Annotated in this window: 18 protein-coding genes; 9 read left to right on the top strand and 9 right to left on the bottom strand. The window is 43.0% G+C overall.

Going from position 1 to position 16,213, the window contains the following annotated elements; all coding sequences use genetic code 11:
• The first annotated feature begins 12 nt into the window (after positions 1-12).
• A complete protein-coding gene (gene eno, locus ABDD94_RS17330; protein WP_345953301.1) occupies positions 13-1,311 on the top strand; it encodes a phosphopyruvate hydratase in 1,299 nt (432 codons plus the stop codon).
• A 113-nt stretch (positions 1,312-1,424) separates the two neighbouring features.
• Here the strand turns inward: eno and ABDD94_RS17335 are convergent, their stop codons facing one another.
• From ABDD94_RS17335 to ABDD94_RS17345, 3 genes are all read right to left on the bottom strand, one after another.
• The gene (locus tag ABDD94_RS17335) at positions 1,425-1,793 is read right to left on the bottom strand and encodes a response regulator (protein WP_345953302.1); all 369 of its coding nucleotides are present in this window, start codon (positions 1,791-1,793) and stop codon (positions 1,425-1,427) included.
• Between the two features lie 157 nt (positions 1,794-1,950).
• On the bottom strand, positions 1,951-2,241 hold the full coding sequence (locus ABDD94_RS17340; protein ID WP_345950835.1) for a putative quinol monooxygenase: 291 nt from the start codon (positions 2,239-2,241) through the stop codon (positions 1,951-1,953).
• Between the two features lie 84 nt (positions 2,242-2,325).
• On the bottom strand, positions 2,326-2,901 hold the full coding sequence (locus ABDD94_RS17345) for a thymidine kinase (protein WP_345950834.1): 576 nt from the start codon (positions 2,899-2,901) through the stop codon (positions 2,326-2,328).
• 46 nt (positions 2,902-2,947) lie between these two features.
• Between ABDD94_RS17345 and ABDD94_RS17350 the strand changes: the two genes are divergently transcribed.
• The 3 genes from ABDD94_RS17350 (at position 2,948) to ABDD94_RS17360 (ending at position 5,777) form a co-directional block, all read left to right on the top strand.
• Complete coding sequence (locus ABDD94_RS17350; RefSeq protein ID WP_345953303.1) at positions 2,948-4,147, top strand: hypothetical protein; 1,200 nt, start codon at positions 2,948-2,950, stop codon at positions 4,145-4,147.
• Positions 4,148-4,254: 107 nt separating this feature from the next.
• Positions 4,255-4,980, top strand: a complete 726-nt coding sequence (locus ABDD94_RS17355; protein WP_345953304.1) for a DUF3891 family protein — start codon at positions 4,255-4,257, stop codon at positions 4,978-4,980.
• Positions 4,981-5,057: 77 nt separating this feature from the next.
• Positions 5,058-5,777 (top strand): hypothetical protein, encoded by a 720-nt coding sequence (locus ABDD94_RS17360; protein WP_345953305.1) that lies wholly within the window; start codon positions 5,058-5,060, stop codon positions 5,775-5,777.
• A 50-nt stretch (positions 5,778-5,827) separates the two neighbouring features.
• On the opposite strand, the gene ABDD94_RS17365 is transcribed toward ABDD94_RS17360, so the two are convergent.
• The 3 genes from ABDD94_RS17365 to ABDD94_RS17375 all read right to left on the bottom strand — a co-directional run bounded on the left by ABDD94_RS17365 (position 5,828) and on the right by ABDD94_RS17375 (position 8,568).
• Entirely contained in the window at positions 5,828-6,574 is a 747-nt protein-coding gene (locus tag ABDD94_RS17365) for a response regulator (RefSeq protein WP_345953306.1), read from the bottom strand.
• Complete coding sequence (locus ABDD94_RS17370) at positions 6,571-7,605, bottom strand: histidine kinase (protein WP_345953307.1); 1,035 nt, start codon at positions 7,603-7,605, stop codon at positions 6,571-6,573. The genes ABDD94_RS17365 and ABDD94_RS17370 overlap by 4 nt, the downstream gene beginning before the upstream one ends.
• Before the next feature lie 129 nt (positions 7,606-7,734).
• Positions 7,735-8,568: a DUF5668 domain-containing protein gene (locus ABDD94_RS17375; RefSeq protein ID WP_345953308.1), complete on the bottom strand. Its 834-nt coding sequence runs from the start codon at positions 8,566-8,568 to the stop codon at positions 7,735-7,737.
• 182 nt (positions 8,569-8,750) lie between these two features.
• On the opposite strand from ABDD94_RS17375, the gene ABDD94_RS17380 reads away from it, so the two are divergent.
• Entirely contained in the window at positions 8,751-9,743 is a 993-nt protein-coding gene (locus ABDD94_RS17380) for a c-type cytochrome (RefSeq protein ID WP_345953309.1), read from the top strand.
• A gap of 85 nt (positions 9,744-9,828) precedes the next feature.
• On the opposite strand, the gene ABDD94_RS17385 is transcribed toward ABDD94_RS17380, so the two are convergent.
• Positions 9,829-10,878 carry an agmatine deiminase family protein gene (locus ABDD94_RS17385; protein ID WP_345953310.1) on the bottom strand — a complete coding sequence of 350 codons (1,050 nt, stop codon included), beginning with the start codon at positions 10,876-10,878 and terminating at the stop codon, positions 9,829-9,831.
• Positions 10,871-11,740: a carbon-nitrogen hydrolase gene (locus ABDD94_RS17390; protein ID WP_345953311.1), complete on the bottom strand. Its 870-nt coding sequence runs from the start codon at positions 11,738-11,740 to the stop codon at positions 10,871-10,873. Before ABDD94_RS17390 ends, ABDD94_RS17385 begins: the two co-directional genes overlap by 8 nt.
• A gap of 189 nt (positions 11,741-11,929) precedes the next feature.
• Here ABDD94_RS17390 and ABDD94_RS17395 point away from each other — a divergent pair, with 189 nt between their 5' ends.
• The 3 genes from ABDD94_RS17395 (at position 11,930) to ABDD94_RS17405 (ending at position 14,452) form a co-directional block, all read left to right on the top strand.
• Positions 11,930-12,880: a lysylphosphatidylglycerol synthase transmembrane domain-containing protein gene (locus tag ABDD94_RS17395; RefSeq protein WP_345950825.1), complete on the top strand. Its 951-nt coding sequence runs from the start codon at positions 11,930-11,932 to the stop codon at positions 12,878-12,880.
• 52 nt (positions 12,881-12,932) lie between these two features.
• Positions 12,933-13,637, top strand: a complete 705-nt coding sequence (locus ABDD94_RS17400; RefSeq protein ID WP_345953312.1) for an SDR family oxidoreductase — start codon at positions 12,933-12,935, stop codon at positions 13,635-13,637.
• A 356-nt stretch (positions 13,638-13,993) separates the two neighbouring features.
• The gene (locus ABDD94_RS17405; RefSeq protein WP_345953313.1) at positions 13,994-14,452 is read left to right on the top strand and encodes a hypothetical protein; all 459 of its coding nucleotides are present in this window, start codon (positions 13,994-13,996) and stop codon (positions 14,450-14,452) included.
• 75 nt (positions 14,453-14,527) lie between these two features.
• Here the strand turns inward: ABDD94_RS17405 and ABDD94_RS17410 are convergent, their stop codons facing one another.
• Complete coding sequence (locus ABDD94_RS17410; RefSeq protein ID WP_345953314.1) at positions 14,528-15,415, bottom strand: NmrA family NAD(P)-binding protein; 888 nt, start codon at positions 15,413-15,415, stop codon at positions 14,528-14,530.
• A 113-nt stretch (positions 15,416-15,528) separates the two neighbouring features.
• Between ABDD94_RS17410 and ABDD94_RS17415 the strand changes: the two genes are divergently transcribed.
• Positions 15,529-16,017: a MarR family transcriptional regulator gene (locus ABDD94_RS17415; RefSeq protein WP_345953315.1), complete on the top strand. Its 489-nt coding sequence runs from the start codon at positions 15,529-15,531 to the stop codon at positions 16,015-16,017.
• The last annotated feature ends 196 nt before the right edge of the window (positions 16,018-16,213 follow it).

Raw genomic sequence — 16,213 nt, forward strand, 5'->3', positions numbered from 1 at the left:
TATAATAGCATTATGAGCTTAATTATTAATGTACATGCCCGCCAGATACTCGACTCGCGCGGTAACCCAACTGTTGAAGTTGAAGTTTTAACCGAGAACGGCGCTCTAGGTCGTGCTGCTGTACCATCGGGCGCGTCAACAGGTGCTCACGAAGCGGTTGAACTGCGTGATAACGACAAAAACAAATACATGGGCAAAGGCGTATTACAAGCTGTAGCTAATGTAAATGACAAACTGGCTAAAGAGTTACAAGGCATGGACGTTTTTGAGCAAAATGCCATTGATAAAGTAATGCTTGAAATAGACGGCACCGCTAATAAAGGCAACTTAGGCGCAAACGCCATCCTGGGTGTATCATTAGCCGTTGCTAAAGCTGCTGCACAAGAAAGCCGCCAGCCTTTATACCGTTACATTGGGGGCGTTAATGCTAACACGCTGCCTATCCCTATGATGAACATCGTTAACGGTGGTTCACACTCTGATGCACCTATCGCATTTCAGGAGTTTATGATTATGCCAGTGGGCGCTCCTTCTTTCTCTGAGGCCTTACGTTGGGGAACTGAGGTATTTCATAACCTGAAAAAGATTTTGCACGACCGCGGCCTGTCAACCGCTGTAGGTGATGAAGGCGGCTTTGCCCCGACCTTTGAAGGCACCGAGGATGGTGTTGAAACCATTTTAAAAGCTATAGAAAAAGCAGGCTACAAAGCTGGCGAAGAGATTTTTTTGGCGTTTGATTGTGCTGCATCTGAATTTTATGTAGACGGCAAATATGACTACACTAAGTTTGAAGGCGAAAAAGGTGCTATCCGTACCAGCGCTGAGCAGGTTGAATACCTGGCCCAGTTAGCCGAAAAATATCCGATCATTTCTATTGAAGACGGCATGGCCGAGGACGATTGGGATGGATGGAAATTGCTGACAGAAAGAATTGGTGATAAAGTTCAGTTGGTAGGTGATGATTTGTTTGTAACTAACGTAACCCGTTTACAACAAGGCATTGATACCAATGTGGGTAATTCTATTTTAGTTAAAGTAAACCAAATTGGTTCTTTAACCGAAACCATCAACGCGGTATCATTAGCACAAACTAATGGTTACACCTCGGTAATGAGTCACCGTTCGGGCGAGACTGAAGACAGCACGATTGCCGACCTGGCAGTTGCGCTTAACTGCGGTCAGATCAAAACCGGTTCAGCCTCACGTTCAGACCGGATCGCAAAATACAACCAACTGTTGCGCATTGAGGAAGAATTAGGTGCCAACGCTAAATTTATAGGCAAAGACTTCAAATTTTTGAAGAAGAGATAATTGATTGATTAATGAGTAGTTGATATGTTCAGCTGCCAGTAACGAATAAAAACAATAAAGCCGCTCAATGAGCGGCTTTATTGTTTAGTAATATCGGGTTTCAACAACAGGTGTCAATCTGTAAACTTGTGTACAATAGCAAAAAGGTCTGCTAACTCAAAAGGCTTTTTCAGATAACCATCGGCTAAGCCAGCTTCAGTAACTTCTTTAATATTGCTAACTGCCGATACCATTATTATAGGAATATGACTAGTAGCAGGATTGGTTTTTAACTCCTTACTTAGCTGCTGCCCATTGGCATCACTTTTCCAGTCGGTTAACCAATTATCCAACAGAATAAGACTTGGATTGATCTGCGCAATGTCCTTCAAAATTCTGGCATCTTCTGATGCTATTACTTCGTAGCCATGCTCCTTTAAGGCATAGGTGATGGTATCTCTTATGTCTTTATCATCTTCAATAAGCAGAACTTTCTTAGCCATAACTCGTAGCGGTAAGTAAAATAACGTGATCTATCTAAAAAAATGACTTCAGCTATTATTGAAGCCTCATTAATTCTTAAATAGTAAACAACAATACCCCTGCTTTTTGTTTTACTATGCTACTTAAATACTGCAAATTTTTAAAGGCCAGGGCTTATTACACAAGCCTGGTTAATGTCTTAATTTTGGCAGGTTTGGTTAGCAACACTGGCGATACTCTAACAAAATGTTTATAATGCACAGCTTCCTGGTGCTTCTTTAATGATTCTTCGTCTTCCCACTCTTCTATAATCACATACCGGCAGCGTTCATCATTGTACTGGTACAACTCGTAACTCATACAGCCTTCTTCGCTTAATGATGTTTCAACCAGTTTTTTTAACTCCTGCTCAAATGCTTCCTCCGCATCAGCATGGCAATGCAAAATAGCTATCAGTTTAACACTCATAATTGGTTGGTTATATTACTTAATAACCAATAGCGGCAACAATTTGTTCAGGAATCTTAAAGTAAGCGTAATAAAAAGCTTGTTTTATGCTTCCATATAGCAGGGGCGGCAGCGGGGTTCGTAGCTTTCTTTTTCGCCAAGCAATATCCGGTTACCATCAGCAACCAGCCGGTAAGAGTATAAAGCAGGATTGCCACATTTTACACAAACAGCATGTACTTTGGTAACCGATTCGGCCATGGCCATAATAGCAGGCATGGGGCCAAAAGGCTTGCCTTTATAGTCCATATCTAAACCGGCAACTATAACCCTAACGCCTCTGTTTGCCAGCGCATTACATACGTAGGGTAGCTCATCATCAAAAAACTGGGCTTCATCAATACCAACTACCTGTACATGGCTGCCTAAAAGTAAAATGGCCGATGAGCTTTCAACTGGGGTACAGGGAATGCTGTTCTGGTTGTGAGATACTACCGCGCTTTCATCATAACGGGTATCTGTATTGGGTTTAAAAATCTCCACCTGCAAACGCGCAATTTGTGCACGTCGAAGCCTGCGTATAAGTTCCTCGGTTTTGCCTGAGAACATAGATCCGCATACCACTTCAATACTACCGCCGTGTTCACTGCGCCTTTTAAAAACATCTTCACTAAACAGCATTCCAGAATTTTTTACAGCCGGCTAATATCAGAATTATATCTTACTTTTGAGTGGATACATTTTCAACACCCGGTACATGAAACAGCAGGAGATATTAAGAAAGATAGGCAATATACTGAAAGAGCTGAACGAGCAGTACGAGTATCTGCAAGCAGAAGAAATGCATCAGAACGACTTAGAACTTGAATTATTTGCAGCCAATGCCAAGTTTTTAACCGATCATACCGAAATACTCAGAAAGATTAACATACAGCTACATGATGCAAAATTAAGCCTGCCCGAACATACCGATGATCACGCCACGCTTTTGCTTGAACCAGTAACCACCGAGGACAATGAAATACCCCAGGCTAACGTATTCGAATTGCCTGAAAATACGCCACTACCGCCATTGTCGGAAACAGCGATAAACTATCATTTAAACTCCGAAGAGGATGAACAAGTAAGGCCTGAAGTGACTGAAACATTTACTGCAGCTAACACGGAATCAGCCTGGCAACAGTTGCCTGAAGAAGATAATAACCACCACCATGATGTAGTTATTGAGCATACGCAGGACACTTATGGCTTTTTTAGGCATGAACCAGAAGTAAGCAGCGAACAGCATAGCTTTAGCTTAAGCAGCAGCCATACCGAAGAAGAGCCAACACCAGTACATGTAGATATTACTGAACCAGCTGCCCCCCTGTTTGAAGCGCCTGCAGCAGAAACAGAACCTGCATACACTCCTGAAATACAACAACCCGACGAAGAGGAACCACAGCCCCCGGCCGAACCCGTTAAAGAACCCACTGCGCCTGCACCTGTTGAAGAACCTACGCCACAGCTTGCAACAATACAACAACATGCTTTTGAGCCTATAGCACAGGAGCCTGTAACAACTTATGCACCACCCGTTTTTGAACCAGCTAAGCCCGAGCCTGAGCAGCCTTTAACATTAAATGAGCGGCTATCGGCCCAGTTAAACGGCAGTAAACAAGCATCCACTGGCACATCACATGCTCAATCGGTTACTGATATTAAATCGGCAATTAACCTGAATGATAAGATGCTGTTTGTAAAGGACCTGTTTAATGGCTACAGCCTGGCTTATAGCGAAGCTATTGAATTGCTTAACCGGTGCAAGACGTTTGACGAAGCCGACCGCTTCCTGAAGTCGAACTATGTCGCCAAAAATAATTGGGCCGATAAGCCCGATACGGTAGACAAATTTTACGCAATTCTGCAACGGCGGTTTGCTTCTTAAATTACCGGCAAGCGAGCTTAGTGTTTAAGCCGCGGTGTTTTTTATATTTACATCACACATTTGAATCTGGTTAGAGGTTTATAGTAAAGCAAATGCAACAACTATAAATGATTGTAAATTATACCAACCAGGGATGGGAAGTAATAACACAACGTGCACACGGCTTACTGGCTGCCCAGTTGGCCATGCACTGGAATAAGAAGGAGCGCCCAACGCGCTGGACAGAAACGTTGCTGGCCATTGCCGAGCATGATGATGCCCGCACCGAGCTCGAATCAGACCAATTATTGACCGAACAAGGTGGCCCACTAAATTTTGACATGCAATTGTTCGACCCGGAACATTGCCGGTTAATGGCTAATATATCGCTATCTAAAAGCCGTTATATAGCGCTGCTTACTTCCATGCATATGGTTTTCCTTTTTGAAAAAGAGGCAGACAGTAATCCGTTAGTAAAGCCTTTTTTAAAAGAGCAAGCCCGTTTGCAAAAGCAATGGCGTACCAACTTAGCAATTGATGAACAGGAAACTAGCCGGATATACCGTTTGTTGGAATGGTGCGATGCTTGCTCACTATTGCTTTGCCGCAATGAGGTGCAGCCCGAGAAGCGCAATATTGAAATAAGCCAGGGCCCCTCAAACACCACCTACCACCTACGGCAAAAATCAAATGGGCAATTAACCGTCACCCCTTGGCCATTTGAAGAAGATGAATTTCAAGTAAGGTTGGAAAAAAGAATAATACCTCAATTACACTTTAAAGACAACGAAGATTTTAAGAAGCATTTTGTCTCTGCACCAGTAGAGGAAATAATCTGGGCTTTTAAAATGTAATTCTGTAAAATTTATTTGCAATTATCAAAACCTTAAGTAAATTTAAACATTTGATTATAAACCCATTATCTACAGTTATGAAAAATCAAATTCTAAAATCATGCTTAATTGGCGCCGGCACAATTGTATTGTTTATTATTGATGTTAAATTGTCCTTTGCACAGTCAGACTGTACAGCACGAGCCTTCGGCTTACCAACAGCATTAATGGCTCCCGCCGTAGTTTATGATCCTCAAAGAGAGATGGAAAACTTTTATTTAAATACCTCAGGTAGCAGATATTTGAATGACAATTGGGCAACTGGCAAAATTGTCACAACAGACGGTGATGAGTACAGTAATCTTAATGTGAAGTATGATCTATGGAATGACAAAGTTGAGGTATTAGCAAGCAACAGAAAGGTGGTTCCAAACAACATCGAAAAATTGGTGATTTACACTGATCTTAATAAACCATTAGTTTTCAAAAGTGGTTTTCCGTCAGTAGCTGAATATAATAATCAAACTTTATATCAGGTTTTAACTAATGGAAAAGCTTCTTTATTGAAAAAGCCGGCAAAAAAACTACAGATAGAGAACGCTTATAACAATACTAAGGCAACGCAGTTCAACTCTTTAAATGATTATTACGTTTATAAAGACAGTCAGATGATCAAGTTCTCCAGAAAAAAGAGTGCTATAGCCACAATATTAGCCGACAAACAAAACCAAGTGTTAGCCTATATAGAAAAAAATAGCATTAATTTAAAAGACGACACAGATTTAGAGAAGGTTATAGAGTTTTACAATAAACTGTAAGTTCTGACTGACAGGCATTTGAATAAATCATCTTAAGAGCAATACTTCTTTTAAATGCCCAATACCTGCTTTAACCTGGCATACCCGGCCTTGCTAACCGGAATACGGGTTCCAGATTTCAGGATGGCAACATGTGCATCTTTCTCAAACGGATCAATACGGGTAATTTGCGATAAGTTGATAATGTAAGAACGGTGCACACGGGCAAAATGGCGGGCATCAAGGGTTTGCTCAAAAAAGCTCATCGTCTTGTTCTTTAAAAATGAACCCTCGGGCGTACAAATGCTAACATAATCGTCATCAGCAGCAAGATACTCAATGTCATGCACCGGAATGATCTTTACCTTAGTACCGGTTTTGACCACAATGCGCTCATGCTGCGCTGGTGATTGCGAAGCAGTTTCTAATAAAGCTTCCGTCGGTTTAACAGCAGGCTTAACTGAATTTTGCGCCAGGTACTTCTCTATAGCCTTATTAAAGCGTTCACGACTGAAAGGTTTCAAGAGATAATCTACCGCATGAGTTTCAAAAGCTTTTATAGCGTATTCATCAAATGCAGTGGTAAAAATAACCTGCGGCGGCTGATCCACCAGTTCCAACATTTCAAAGCCGTTTATTTTAGGCATTTGTACATCCAGAAATATCAGGTCGGGCTGGTGTTGCATAATGGCTTTTATACCCTCAAAACCATCGCCGCATTCCTGCAATACCTGTACCTGTTGGTTAAAAGGCTGCAAATATTCCTGCACTACCATGCGGGCTAAAGGTTCGTCATCAATAATCAGTACGCGTGTCATACCTGTGGTATCTTAATCATGATGGTAAATATATCATCATTTTGGTAAGTTTCCACCAGATCATTACGGGCAAATAGTAAGTAAAGCCGGCGCTGAATGCCACGTATGCCAAAACCGGTACCATGCCGCGGCCGAGATGTTTGCGGATCGTAAGGGTTTTGCACCATCACTAACAGGTAGTTATCTTCAGTTTCGGCCCGTACACTGATGGTTACTTCGCCGGTCGTATCATACAAACCAAACTTTATGGCATTTTCAACAATTGGTTGTAAAAGCAGCGGTGGCAACATGGCCTGTCTGCATTTATCGTCACAGCTAATCTCAGTTTGCAAACGGTGGCCAAAACGTACTTTTTCGATATCCAAATACAGATTTAGGTGTTGCAGTTCCTCACTTAAACTTACCTGCTGCTGGTCGTCTTTTTTTAAAGTGCCACGTAAAAAGTCAGACAACTGGTGAATCATTCTCCGCGCCTCATCGGGCTTAAAGCCAATAAGGGCGTTTATAGAATTTAAGCTATTAAACAAGAAGTGGGGTTGTAGCTGCTGGCGCAAATTGTATAGCTCCGCATCACGGGCTAACTGCTCGGCTTCAGTCTTGCGCTTTTCGTTCTCCTTTTGGTCTTGCTGCACGTACCAAACCAAGCTAATCATGGCCATCCAGCCAATAGCCAAAAAGTTAGTGAACAGCCTGATGATCAACGATTGCTTTAAAAAGGCGATGTAAGTATCGCCCACACTTAAAAAGGGCAACGCCCATCTAACAGCCAACGTACAAGCGCCAGCCAGCACAACACACCATATAAACAAATTAATGTAACTGCCTTTGCCGGGCTGGTAATAACGCAGGTTGTTATCAATAAGCCAGCAAGCTGCAGCCAGTGGTACGGCACTTACCATACTATCCAAACCGGCTATATACCAATCGAAGCCGAAACTATGTATAATATAAGTTTGTAAAGCCGCCCAAACCAGGCCACCTATTATAAAGGCCAGGTTCAGTTTTCTAAACAGCGTGGATGATGAGGTCATGCGGGGTCAAAGATTTAAGCTCAACGCTGTTAATTGATAGGCGCGGCTAAAAAGCCAATTATCAATTTTAAAATGGTGTATACGCTAACGATGATTAAATACCAGTTCATGATTCCTGAATTTTAAAGTTTAAAAACTACGAACATCTACACCTGCAAAAATTGAGGTGCCTTTTAATACCAATATCTTGTCAGAACTTTGTGCGGTTGCATTGCCAAAGCGCTTGTCATCAACGCTGGCAAATATGGCTGCCACATCAGATCGTACTTGCCAGTGCGGGGGCACCAAAAGCTTAACACCTCCAAATATTTGCACAATCTCAATCTCTACTATACCGTTAATATCTGCCCGCGTAAAATCCAGCTCGGCACCGCCAAAAATGTTTATTATCTCCCCTCCTTTAAAATCTTTAGAGAGTATGGTCTTTTTTATACCGCCAAAAACAGAAACCGCTTCAATAACATCATCGCCTTTGCCCTGGGTAGTGTACTTTTCCTTAGCAGTAAAATCGCTACCGCCGGTGCCTGCATCAGTCATTTCGGTTGAACCATCCGGCCTTACCACGTAATCTGCCTCAACTGCATTATTAAATTGATCTGCTTTCCACTTCTTTTTGTACGCAGGTGTATGATTACGTTTAACAATAAGCCATAAACCCACGCCAATAATTGCTAATGGCCAGAAAAAAGCCCGTAAATTAAAATCCGGAAGAATACGGCCTGATAAAAAGAATACACCGATACCTACTAATATAAGCCAGGCAGAGCTTTTAAAATTATTCTTGAAGCCAACAAAAAGCCCTATTACTATCAGCAGCATGGGGAAGCTAAACAACCAGCTCGGAAAAAAGAAGTCGGCAAATTGATGGAGCAGTAACAAACTGCCTACAGCTAGTAAAATCAATCCGGCAAAAACTTTACCGTTATTTTGCGGAGAGTTAGGATATGATGGTTCGATACTCATGATTATGTATATGCTATGTATTTGATGATTCAAAACTACAGCAATACTTAAAAAATGCCTACTCAAAACTGGCAACCGGCTGTAGTATGTCGGTAAACGGCAAGATTTTGTCGGTAAAGAATTTGTTTGTAACTTATTGCCGGTAAGCAACGTCCTAATTATAACCTTATTACATTAAAAATATGCCTAAAAAAAAGAACAGGTTGGGTAAGATTGTCATTATTATCCTCCTTTTGCTCGCTGTAGTAATAGCTTCCGGTGTAAGCTACCTTAAACTGGCCAAACCGAATGTTGGTCCGCCTCCAGAAATTCATGTTAAAAACACTCAGGCATTAGTTGAACGTGGCCGCTATATGGCTATGCATGTAATGGCGTGTATGGACTGCCATAGCACGCGTAACTTTAGCCAATTTGCCGGCCCGATGGTTGAAGGCACATTGGGCAAAGGCGGCGACCGCTTTGGGCCGGAGATGGGCTTTCCGGGTACGTTTTATGCCCGTAACATTACACCGGCCGGTTTAAAAGACTGGACTGACGGGGAGATCTTCAGGGCCATTACTACAGGTGTTACCAAAGGAGGTGAGCCCATTTTCCCCGTTATGCCCTACCACGCTTATGGGCATGCCGATTCGATTGATGTAATTGCTGTGATTGCTTATCTACGCAGCATTCCTGCTATTGAGAATAAGGTACCTGCCTCAAAAGCCGATTTTCCGGTTAACCTCATTATGCGTACTATGCCCGTTAAAGCCAGTTTACAGGCAAAACCGGATACCACGAACCAGTTGGCTTACGGAAAGTATTTAGTTACCGTAGCAGCCTGCCAGGATTGCCATACCCGGGTAGATGATAAAGGAGCTGCTATAGCAGGAACCGAATTTGGTGGTGGCCGCAAATTTCCGATGCCCGGCGGCGATATAGCGTCGGCTAACATTACTTCGGATGTATCTACCGGACTTGGTGGTTGGACGGAAGCCAGCTTTTTAAGCCGCTTTGCGCAGTACCGAAATGCCAATGCGGCACATCGCGCGGTTAATCCGAACGAGTTTAATTCTATTATGCCGTGGACGATGTATGCCGGCATGAAAGACAGTGATTTGAAGGCGATTTTTGCTTACTTGAAAACTTTAAAACCTATTGCCAACCAAGTAATAAAGTTTACGCCCAAAAGCTAGGCCCCGGAAAGAGCTGCTTTGATATAACCTTAACTGGTTAAAAACAAAAAAGCCCGGCTCAGGTGAGCAGGGCTTTTTTGTTTTATTATATCTCCGGTTCTTGCTGACTGAGACAGTGTAAACTACCTAAACCCCAAATAATATCGGTAGAATCAATTCCTACCACTTTACGATCGGGGAAACATTGTGTTATAATATCTAATGCTTTGTCATCGCTGGCGCAGCGGTAGGTTGGCACAACCACGGCTGCATTGCTAATATAAAAGTTAGCGTATGAGGCCGGTAGCAATTGGTCTTCATGAATAACCGGCGTAGGCATAGGCAATTCAACTACGTTTAGCTGTTTGCCATTTAGCAGGCGCATACGCCTTAACGCTTGCAGGTTTTCTTGAAGAAGGTGATAATTTTCATCGCTCTTGTTTTCCTCAACAACAGTAACAACGGTATCCTCGTTTACAAAACGGGTTATGTCATCAATATGGCCATCCGTATCGTCCCCAATAATACCATCACCAAGCCAAAGTACCTGCTCCACACCATAGTAGTTTTGCAGGTATTCTTCTATCTGTTGCTGATTTAAATGTGGATTCCGGTTTTGGTTCAATAAACAGGCGGTGGTGGTAAGTACTGCACCTGCACCATTAAAATCAACCGAGCCACCTTCCATCACAATACCCGGATGGTAAACCGGCAGGCTAAAATGTTCGGCTATACGGGTCGGAATCACATCATCCAAATCATACGGCGGATATTTACCCCCCCAGGCGTTATAGCCCCAGTCAACCACCACTTTTTGTTTAGTATCGCGATTTATCAAAAACGCCGGACCATGGTCTCTGCACCAGGCATCATTCGTAGGAAAGTTATAGAACTCAATTTGGCTTAAGTCAACACCATTTTCTAAGAGGTGACGTTTTGCAAATTCTTCCATTTGCCGGTCGGCCACGTTAATGCGTACTAACTCGCCAGCAGTAACTTCTTTTATGAACTCACTGTAGCGGGCAAATATAGTTTCAATCTTTCCGGGCCATGAGGCTTCCTTATGCGGCCAGCTCAGCCAGGTAGCCGTATGCTTCGCCCATTCGGCCGGAAAAGCAAAGCCTTGCTTAGCAGGCGAGCTATCAAAATTACTCATCGTCTAACAGGCGTTTGGTAATGGGCTGATAGGTGTCTATGCGTCTGTCGCGTAGGAAAGGCCAGTGGGTGCGGTAGTAATCTGTTTTAGCTAAATCAAGCTCAACAGTGGTTACCTGCTCTTCCCGGTGATCCCCCTGGAAAATAACCTTACCAAATGGATTAGATACAAAAGATCCACCCCAGAATTTGAGGCCAACTTCCTCGCCTACCCTATTCACACTTACCACATGCACGCCATTGGCCACCGCGTGCGAACGCTGTATAGTTTGCCAGGCATCGTATTGCTCGGTGTTAGTGTCTACATCCTGGGTTGATGCCCAGCCAATAGCCGTTGGATAAAATAAGATTTCGGCGCCCATTAAAGCGGTAATGCGGGCTGCTTCAGGATACCATTGATCCCAGCAAATAAGCACGCCTATTTTTGCAAACTTGGTTTGAAATACTTTATAACCTAAATCGCCTGGCGTAAAATAAAATTTCTCATAAAAGCCCGGATCATCCGGAATATGCATTTTACGATATTTACCGAGGTAGGCGCCATCAGCGTCCAATATAGCTGTGGTGTTGTGATACAACCCTTGCGTACGTTTCTCAAACAGCGACGCAATGATAACTACCCCCAGCTCAGCCGCCACTTTAGACAGCTCATCTGTTGACGGGCCGGGTATTGCCTCAGCTAACTCAAAATTGTCGTAATTCTCCTCATCGCAAAAATACAACGAAGTAAAAAGCTCCTGCAAGCACACAATTTGGGCACCCTGTTGGGCTGCCTCGCGTACTTTTTCAATAGCTTTCTGTAAATTTTGCTGCTTATCAGCTGTACAGCTCATCTGTACCAAACCTACTTTTACTTTGCTCATGGGCTATAAAAAATTTGCGCAAAAATACAGATTGTGAACTGAATAATTGGTTGTAAACAATGAATAGTTAACTGGCATTCATAGTTATTACAAAAAGATGTTTTTTTAAGGGATACACTTTGTAAACTGATTGCTACTTAAGCCGCCAGTATTCACTTTTCAGCGATTTTTCATAGTTTTGCCGTTGAAATGACTGATAAAGAAACTGTCACGAAGCCGAAAACCTGGAAAGATACTTTATGGAGCATCACCAAACTGCTGCTTAAGCTTGCAGTTACATCGGCTTTACTTTACTACGTTTTTAGCAAAATTGAAATTGGCAAGGTCAAAAATTTGATCTTACAATCTAATCCCTGGTGGATGCTGGCCGCGCTGTTATGCTTTTTTACCTCTACCATTGTATCGGCATCCAGGCTGTTAAGCTTTTTTAAATCCATTCATCTCAGGTTGGGCACTGCCTTCAACTTGCGGCTTTATTTATTAGGTATGTTTTATAACCTGTGCCTGCCAGGCGGCATTGGTGGCGACGGCTATAAAATTTACCTGCTTAACCAACGGTACAACTTACCTGCTAAAAAAGTATTTTGGGCTATATTGTTTGACCGTTTAAGCGGCTTTTGGGCTATTGGGTTAATTACGGTAGCACTAATTCTATTCGTACCGCAGGTTGAAATTCATATTGCTATTCCACTCACTATTTTTTTAGCGGGCACAGCTGTTTACTACTTTGTGGCGCGGCGCTTTTTTAAGGAATATACCCATTATTTCTTTGAGGCACACATTAAAGCAGTAGGCGTACAATCGCTGCAGGTACTTACGGTTTTAATGGTACTGCTGGGCTTGCATTTTGATGGTAAGTTTGCTCCTTATTTGCTCAGCTTTCTAATGTCATCATTGGCTGCGGTATTTCCATTTACATTGGGTGGTTTGGGTGCGCGAGAGTATATCTTCACTTGGCTGTCTACCATATTTGATATGAATGCCAATCTTGCTGTGTTTGTAAGCCTGTCGTTCTATGTTATATCGGCAATTGTATCGTTAGTAGGTGTGTACTATGTTTTCCGGGAGGATAAGCTGGAAGAAGGCGTACCGCCGGTTGTGGACGAGGACGAGGAACTGGCCCAAAAACCAGTACAATAATTTACTGTTGATTGATAAGGCTTTTCTAAAAAGCATTTTAGCAAAAACGTTTATGAACATTGTTATTACAGGTGCCAGCAGCGGCGTGGGTTTTGAGGCAGTAATTGAACTTGCGCTAACCAACAACCATCAAATAATTGCATTGGCCCGCTCACAGGATAAGCTTACCCGTTTACTGGAAATTGCGAAAGGTTTAAACCCGGAGTGCACTTTGTTTCCTGTTGCGTTTGATATTGTACATGATGACTACGACGGCTTGCAGCAGTTTGTGAACAGCCGCTTTGAAGGTAAGATTGATGTACTTATTAATAACGCCGGCGCTTTAATTAACAAACCATTTAACCAAACCGACGAGACTGACTTTGTTGAAATGCTGCAAAGCAATTACTTGGGGCATGTGCGCATGATACAAAACCTGCTGCCGCAAATGGCTCAGGGCAGCCATATTGTAAACATTGGCAGCATGGGTGGCTTTCCCGGTAGTATTAAGTTTGGCGGATTATCGGCTTACTCTGCCAGTAAAGCGGCGCTACACACACTTACCGAGTGCCTGGCGCTCGAATTGCGCGATCAGCAGATCAGCGTAAACTGCCTGGCTTTGGGTTCGGCTCAAACCGAGATGCTGGAAAAAGCTTTTCCGGATTATCAATCGCCGGTGATGGCCTTTGAAATGGGTAAGTACATTGCCGATTTTGCTATTACCGGTCATAAGTTTTTTAATGGCAAGGTACTGCCGGTTGCCGTAACCACGCCTTAGTACGCCTTGTTAAAGCATAGCTTAAAAAGGTTAAATGGGGTGTTCCATCAGGCATGCGCCCCTTCCGACACACTTTGCCTATCAACATTCTAAAGGTTTAGTGACAAATTTGCGCCAGTGAGTAAACACTACTAAATTTTAGCACATAATGCATTAGGCTTTTAGGGGAGGTCCGTAAAAATGTTGTTGAAACACCTTGCCAATGAGTAGTTGAATACGCGTATTGCGTCATCAGCAAGCCCAGCTGCCCAGGCATGCTGTACCAATTTACGGCGTACAAAACTATTCAGCAACTGTTTCCTACCATTCGTCCGGAAAGGCATTAGCACCATTATTGTCCAGCCTAACTTTACGCTATGAAACCGCTTTTTGTACTTTTAGGTGTGTTTGGCTTAAGTTGTTTGCTTACCTGGTTTAGTGGCGGGCAAGTTGCCCTATTGCTAAGCGGACGTATAGCAATGGCCGCCATGCTGGCTTTTACTTCAGTTGCCCACTTTGTATTCTGGCGCGGTATGGCGCTCATGCTGCCCAAGGCACTACCAAACAAAAAAGCCATTGTTTACGGTACGGGTGTATTGGAAGTTATAGCAGGTATTGGCTTACTCATACCGGCTGCTACCAACATAACGGCCATCCTGCTTGTGGCTTTTTTTGTACTAATACTGCCCGGCAATATCAAAGCAGCCCGTGAGCATATTAATTTAGAAAGGGCAGACTACACCGGCAACGGTTTAAGTTATCTATGGTTCCGCGTACCTCTGCAGGTACTGTTTATAACGTGGACCTGGTACTTTGGCATTTACCTGGCATACTAAATAAGCGTTAACAAAAAGAACCGGTGTAACCACGTAAGTAGTAAACACCGGTTCTTTTAAATAACCAAGCCGTATTTAAAACCCGGCAATTACTTCTTCAGCGCTTGTCCAGTTAACGTCCACATAGCGGTCATTATCGAGCGGCCGGGCTTGTATGGTAAACATGCTCTGAATATACTGGCTGCTTTGCCAGCGTGGATAAATTTCATTTTCGCCTTCGGGATGGGCCGCCCTTTCGGCTTTGTTATAGGCGGCAAGGCTTTCCAAAGTACCCATATTTACCAGCTTAAATTCTTCCTGTTTTACTTTGCTGGCAACAGCAGCCATTTGGGTTTGTGTAAGCTGAAAGCTGGCAATGTGTAGTATTCTTGGCGTAGTATCGTCTAAAGCCGCAGCTGCTGTAAAATCGGCCGTATTATCCATGGTGGTATAATCAATCAGCCAGTCGGCATTCTCCCAATAGCCAGCGGTCTTTTTACGTACGTCCAGCACAGGCGTACCATAACCCAGTATTTCTGCAAAAGCACCGTTTAAAACAGAAGTTGCAGCTATGGGAGCTTGATTTATGCGTTCCATAAACTCTTTACGCAGGTCAAAATTGCGATTCTCGCCCATGGGCTGCTGTGTAAAGTCTGATGCAAAATCTGACGGAATAAAACGTGGCACACCTGCCGCTACAGCTGCATCTACCAACACCCCTTGCATATCAATCAGCACATCGCGCAAACCTTGCACAGCCGAAATTACGCAAGAGACGCCCATACATGCTTCCGTAATTTCCGCCTTATTAAGCAAATCTGCTTCCATCACCTCCACTCCTATTTCCTTAAGCTCATTTACTTTTACCGGGTCGGTTGTTGAACGTACTACTGCACGTACACGTGCACCGCGTTTAAGTAAGGCTTTTACAATGCGGCCACCCAGATTGCCGGTAGCACCTGCAACCAGAATTATTTTTTCCATAACTATTTAAGTAATCTTTGTTTATTGTAGCAGGTTGCCTTATTGAATTTAAATAGCAACCTTCCTATCGAACGCAAAATAGTAAACAATGTTTACTATTTTATTAATTAAGCATGATGGAATCCAAAAGCAAAAAAGATTTTCCGGAACATAACGATGATAAAAATTGGGCACGGCTGGTATATATTGCCAAAAAGCACCTCGATATATGGTCGCATCAAAGCATCAGGCCGGGGCAAGGGCAGTTAAAGCTTTCCTATATGCCGCTTATATTCAACATCAGTACCAAGGGCAGTACCAATACCGAGATTGCTAAGCGATCGCTTACGGCCAAGCAGGCCATGAGCCGCACGGTAAAAGAATTGGAAGACAAGGGTATGATTAGCACGCAGCCCTTATCAAACGATAAAAGAAGCTACCAAATTAATTTAACCGATGAAGGGTTACAATTTGTACAGGCCGCAAACCTGAGGCTATCTAACCTGGTAGCTAATTACAAGCTACTGGTTGGCGAAGATGAGTTCAACATCGCAACAGAAGTGCTGCACAAAATCATTCGCTATCATGAGCAAATGAATAGTGATGAGGCTACTGAAGAATGAAGATTTCAAAAGCTGTGCATAAAACCGCTTAACCAGGCTTAAACCTTTATAGCCTTCCGCCTTACAAGCAAACCGATCATCTACCGGCAATAATTGCTTATCTTAACGTAAGCTCCGTCCTTTCAGTAAAAAGGTGTATTTTTGCGTTGTTCTATCAGGTTATGCTACTCGCAGCAAAAAACCGTTATCAATTATA

The organism is Mucilaginibacter sp. PAMB04168, assembly GCF_039634365.2.
Taxonomy (GTDB): domain Bacteria; phylum Bacteroidota; class Bacteroidia; order Sphingobacteriales; family Sphingobacteriaceae; genus Mucilaginibacter.

What these genes read in the sequence shown, in the direction of transcription:
- eno (WP_345953301.1), top strand. Translation starts at nt 13, where the DNA reads ATGAGCTTAATTATTAATGTACATGCCCGCCAGATACTCGACTCGCGC.
- ABDD94_RS17335 (WP_345953302.1), bottom strand. Translation starts at nt 1,793, where the DNA reads ATGGCTAAGAAAGTTCTGCTTATTGAAGATGATAAAGACATAAGAGAT.
- ABDD94_RS17340 (WP_345950835.1), bottom strand. Translation starts at nt 2,241, where the DNA reads ATGAGTGTTAAACTGATAGCTATTTTGCATTGCCATGCTGATGCGGAG.
- ABDD94_RS17345 (WP_345950834.1), bottom strand. Translation starts at nt 2,901, where the DNA reads ATGCTGTTTAGTGAAGATGTTTTTAAAAGGCGCAGTGAACACGGCGGT.
- ABDD94_RS17355 (WP_345953304.1), top strand. Translation starts at nt 4,255, where the DNA reads ATGATTGTAAATTATACCAACCAGGGATGGGAAGTAATAACACAACGT.
- ABDD94_RS17360 (WP_345953305.1), top strand. Translation starts at nt 5,058, where the DNA reads ATGAAAAATCAAATTCTAAAATCATGCTTAATTGGCGCCGGCACAATT.
- ABDD94_RS17365 (WP_345953306.1), bottom strand. Translation starts at nt 6,574, where the DNA reads ATGACACGCGTACTGATTATTGATGACGAACCTTTAGCCCGCATGGTA.
- ABDD94_RS17370 (WP_345953307.1), bottom strand. Translation starts at nt 7,605, where the DNA reads ATGACCTCATCATCCACGCTGTTTAGAAAACTGAACCTGGCCTTTATA.
- ABDD94_RS17375 (WP_345953308.1), bottom strand. Translation starts at nt 8,568, where the DNA reads ATGAGTATCGAACCATCATATCCTAACTCTCCGCAAAATAACGGTAAA.
- ABDD94_RS17380 (WP_345953309.1), top strand. Translation starts at nt 8,751, where the DNA reads ATGCCTAAAAAAAAGAACAGGTTGGGTAAGATTGTCATTATTATCCTC.
- ABDD94_RS17385 (WP_345953310.1), bottom strand. Translation starts at nt 10,878, where the DNA reads ATGAGTAATTTTGATAGCTCGCCTGCTAAGCAAGGCTTTGCTTTTCCG.
- ABDD94_RS17390 (WP_345953311.1), bottom strand. Translation starts at nt 11,740, where the DNA reads ATGAGCAAAGTAAAAGTAGGTTTGGTACAGATGAGCTGTACAGCTGAT.
- ABDD94_RS17395 (WP_345950825.1), top strand. Translation starts at nt 11,930, where the DNA reads ATGACTGATAAAGAAACTGTCACGAAGCCGAAAACCTGGAAAGATACT.
- ABDD94_RS17400 (WP_345953312.1), top strand. Translation starts at nt 12,933, where the DNA reads ATGAACATTGTTATTACAGGTGCCAGCAGCGGCGTGGGTTTTGAGGCA.
- ABDD94_RS17405 (WP_345953313.1), top strand. Translation starts at nt 13,994, where the DNA reads ATGAAACCGCTTTTTGTACTTTTAGGTGTGTTTGGCTTAAGTTGTTTG.
- ABDD94_RS17410 (WP_345953314.1), bottom strand. Translation starts at nt 15,415, where the DNA reads ATGGAAAAAATAATTCTGGTTGCAGGTGCTACCGGCAATCTGGGTGGC.
- ABDD94_RS17415 (WP_345953315.1), top strand. Translation starts at nt 15,529, where the DNA reads ATGATGGAATCCAAAAGCAAAAAAGATTTTCCGGAACATAACGATGAT.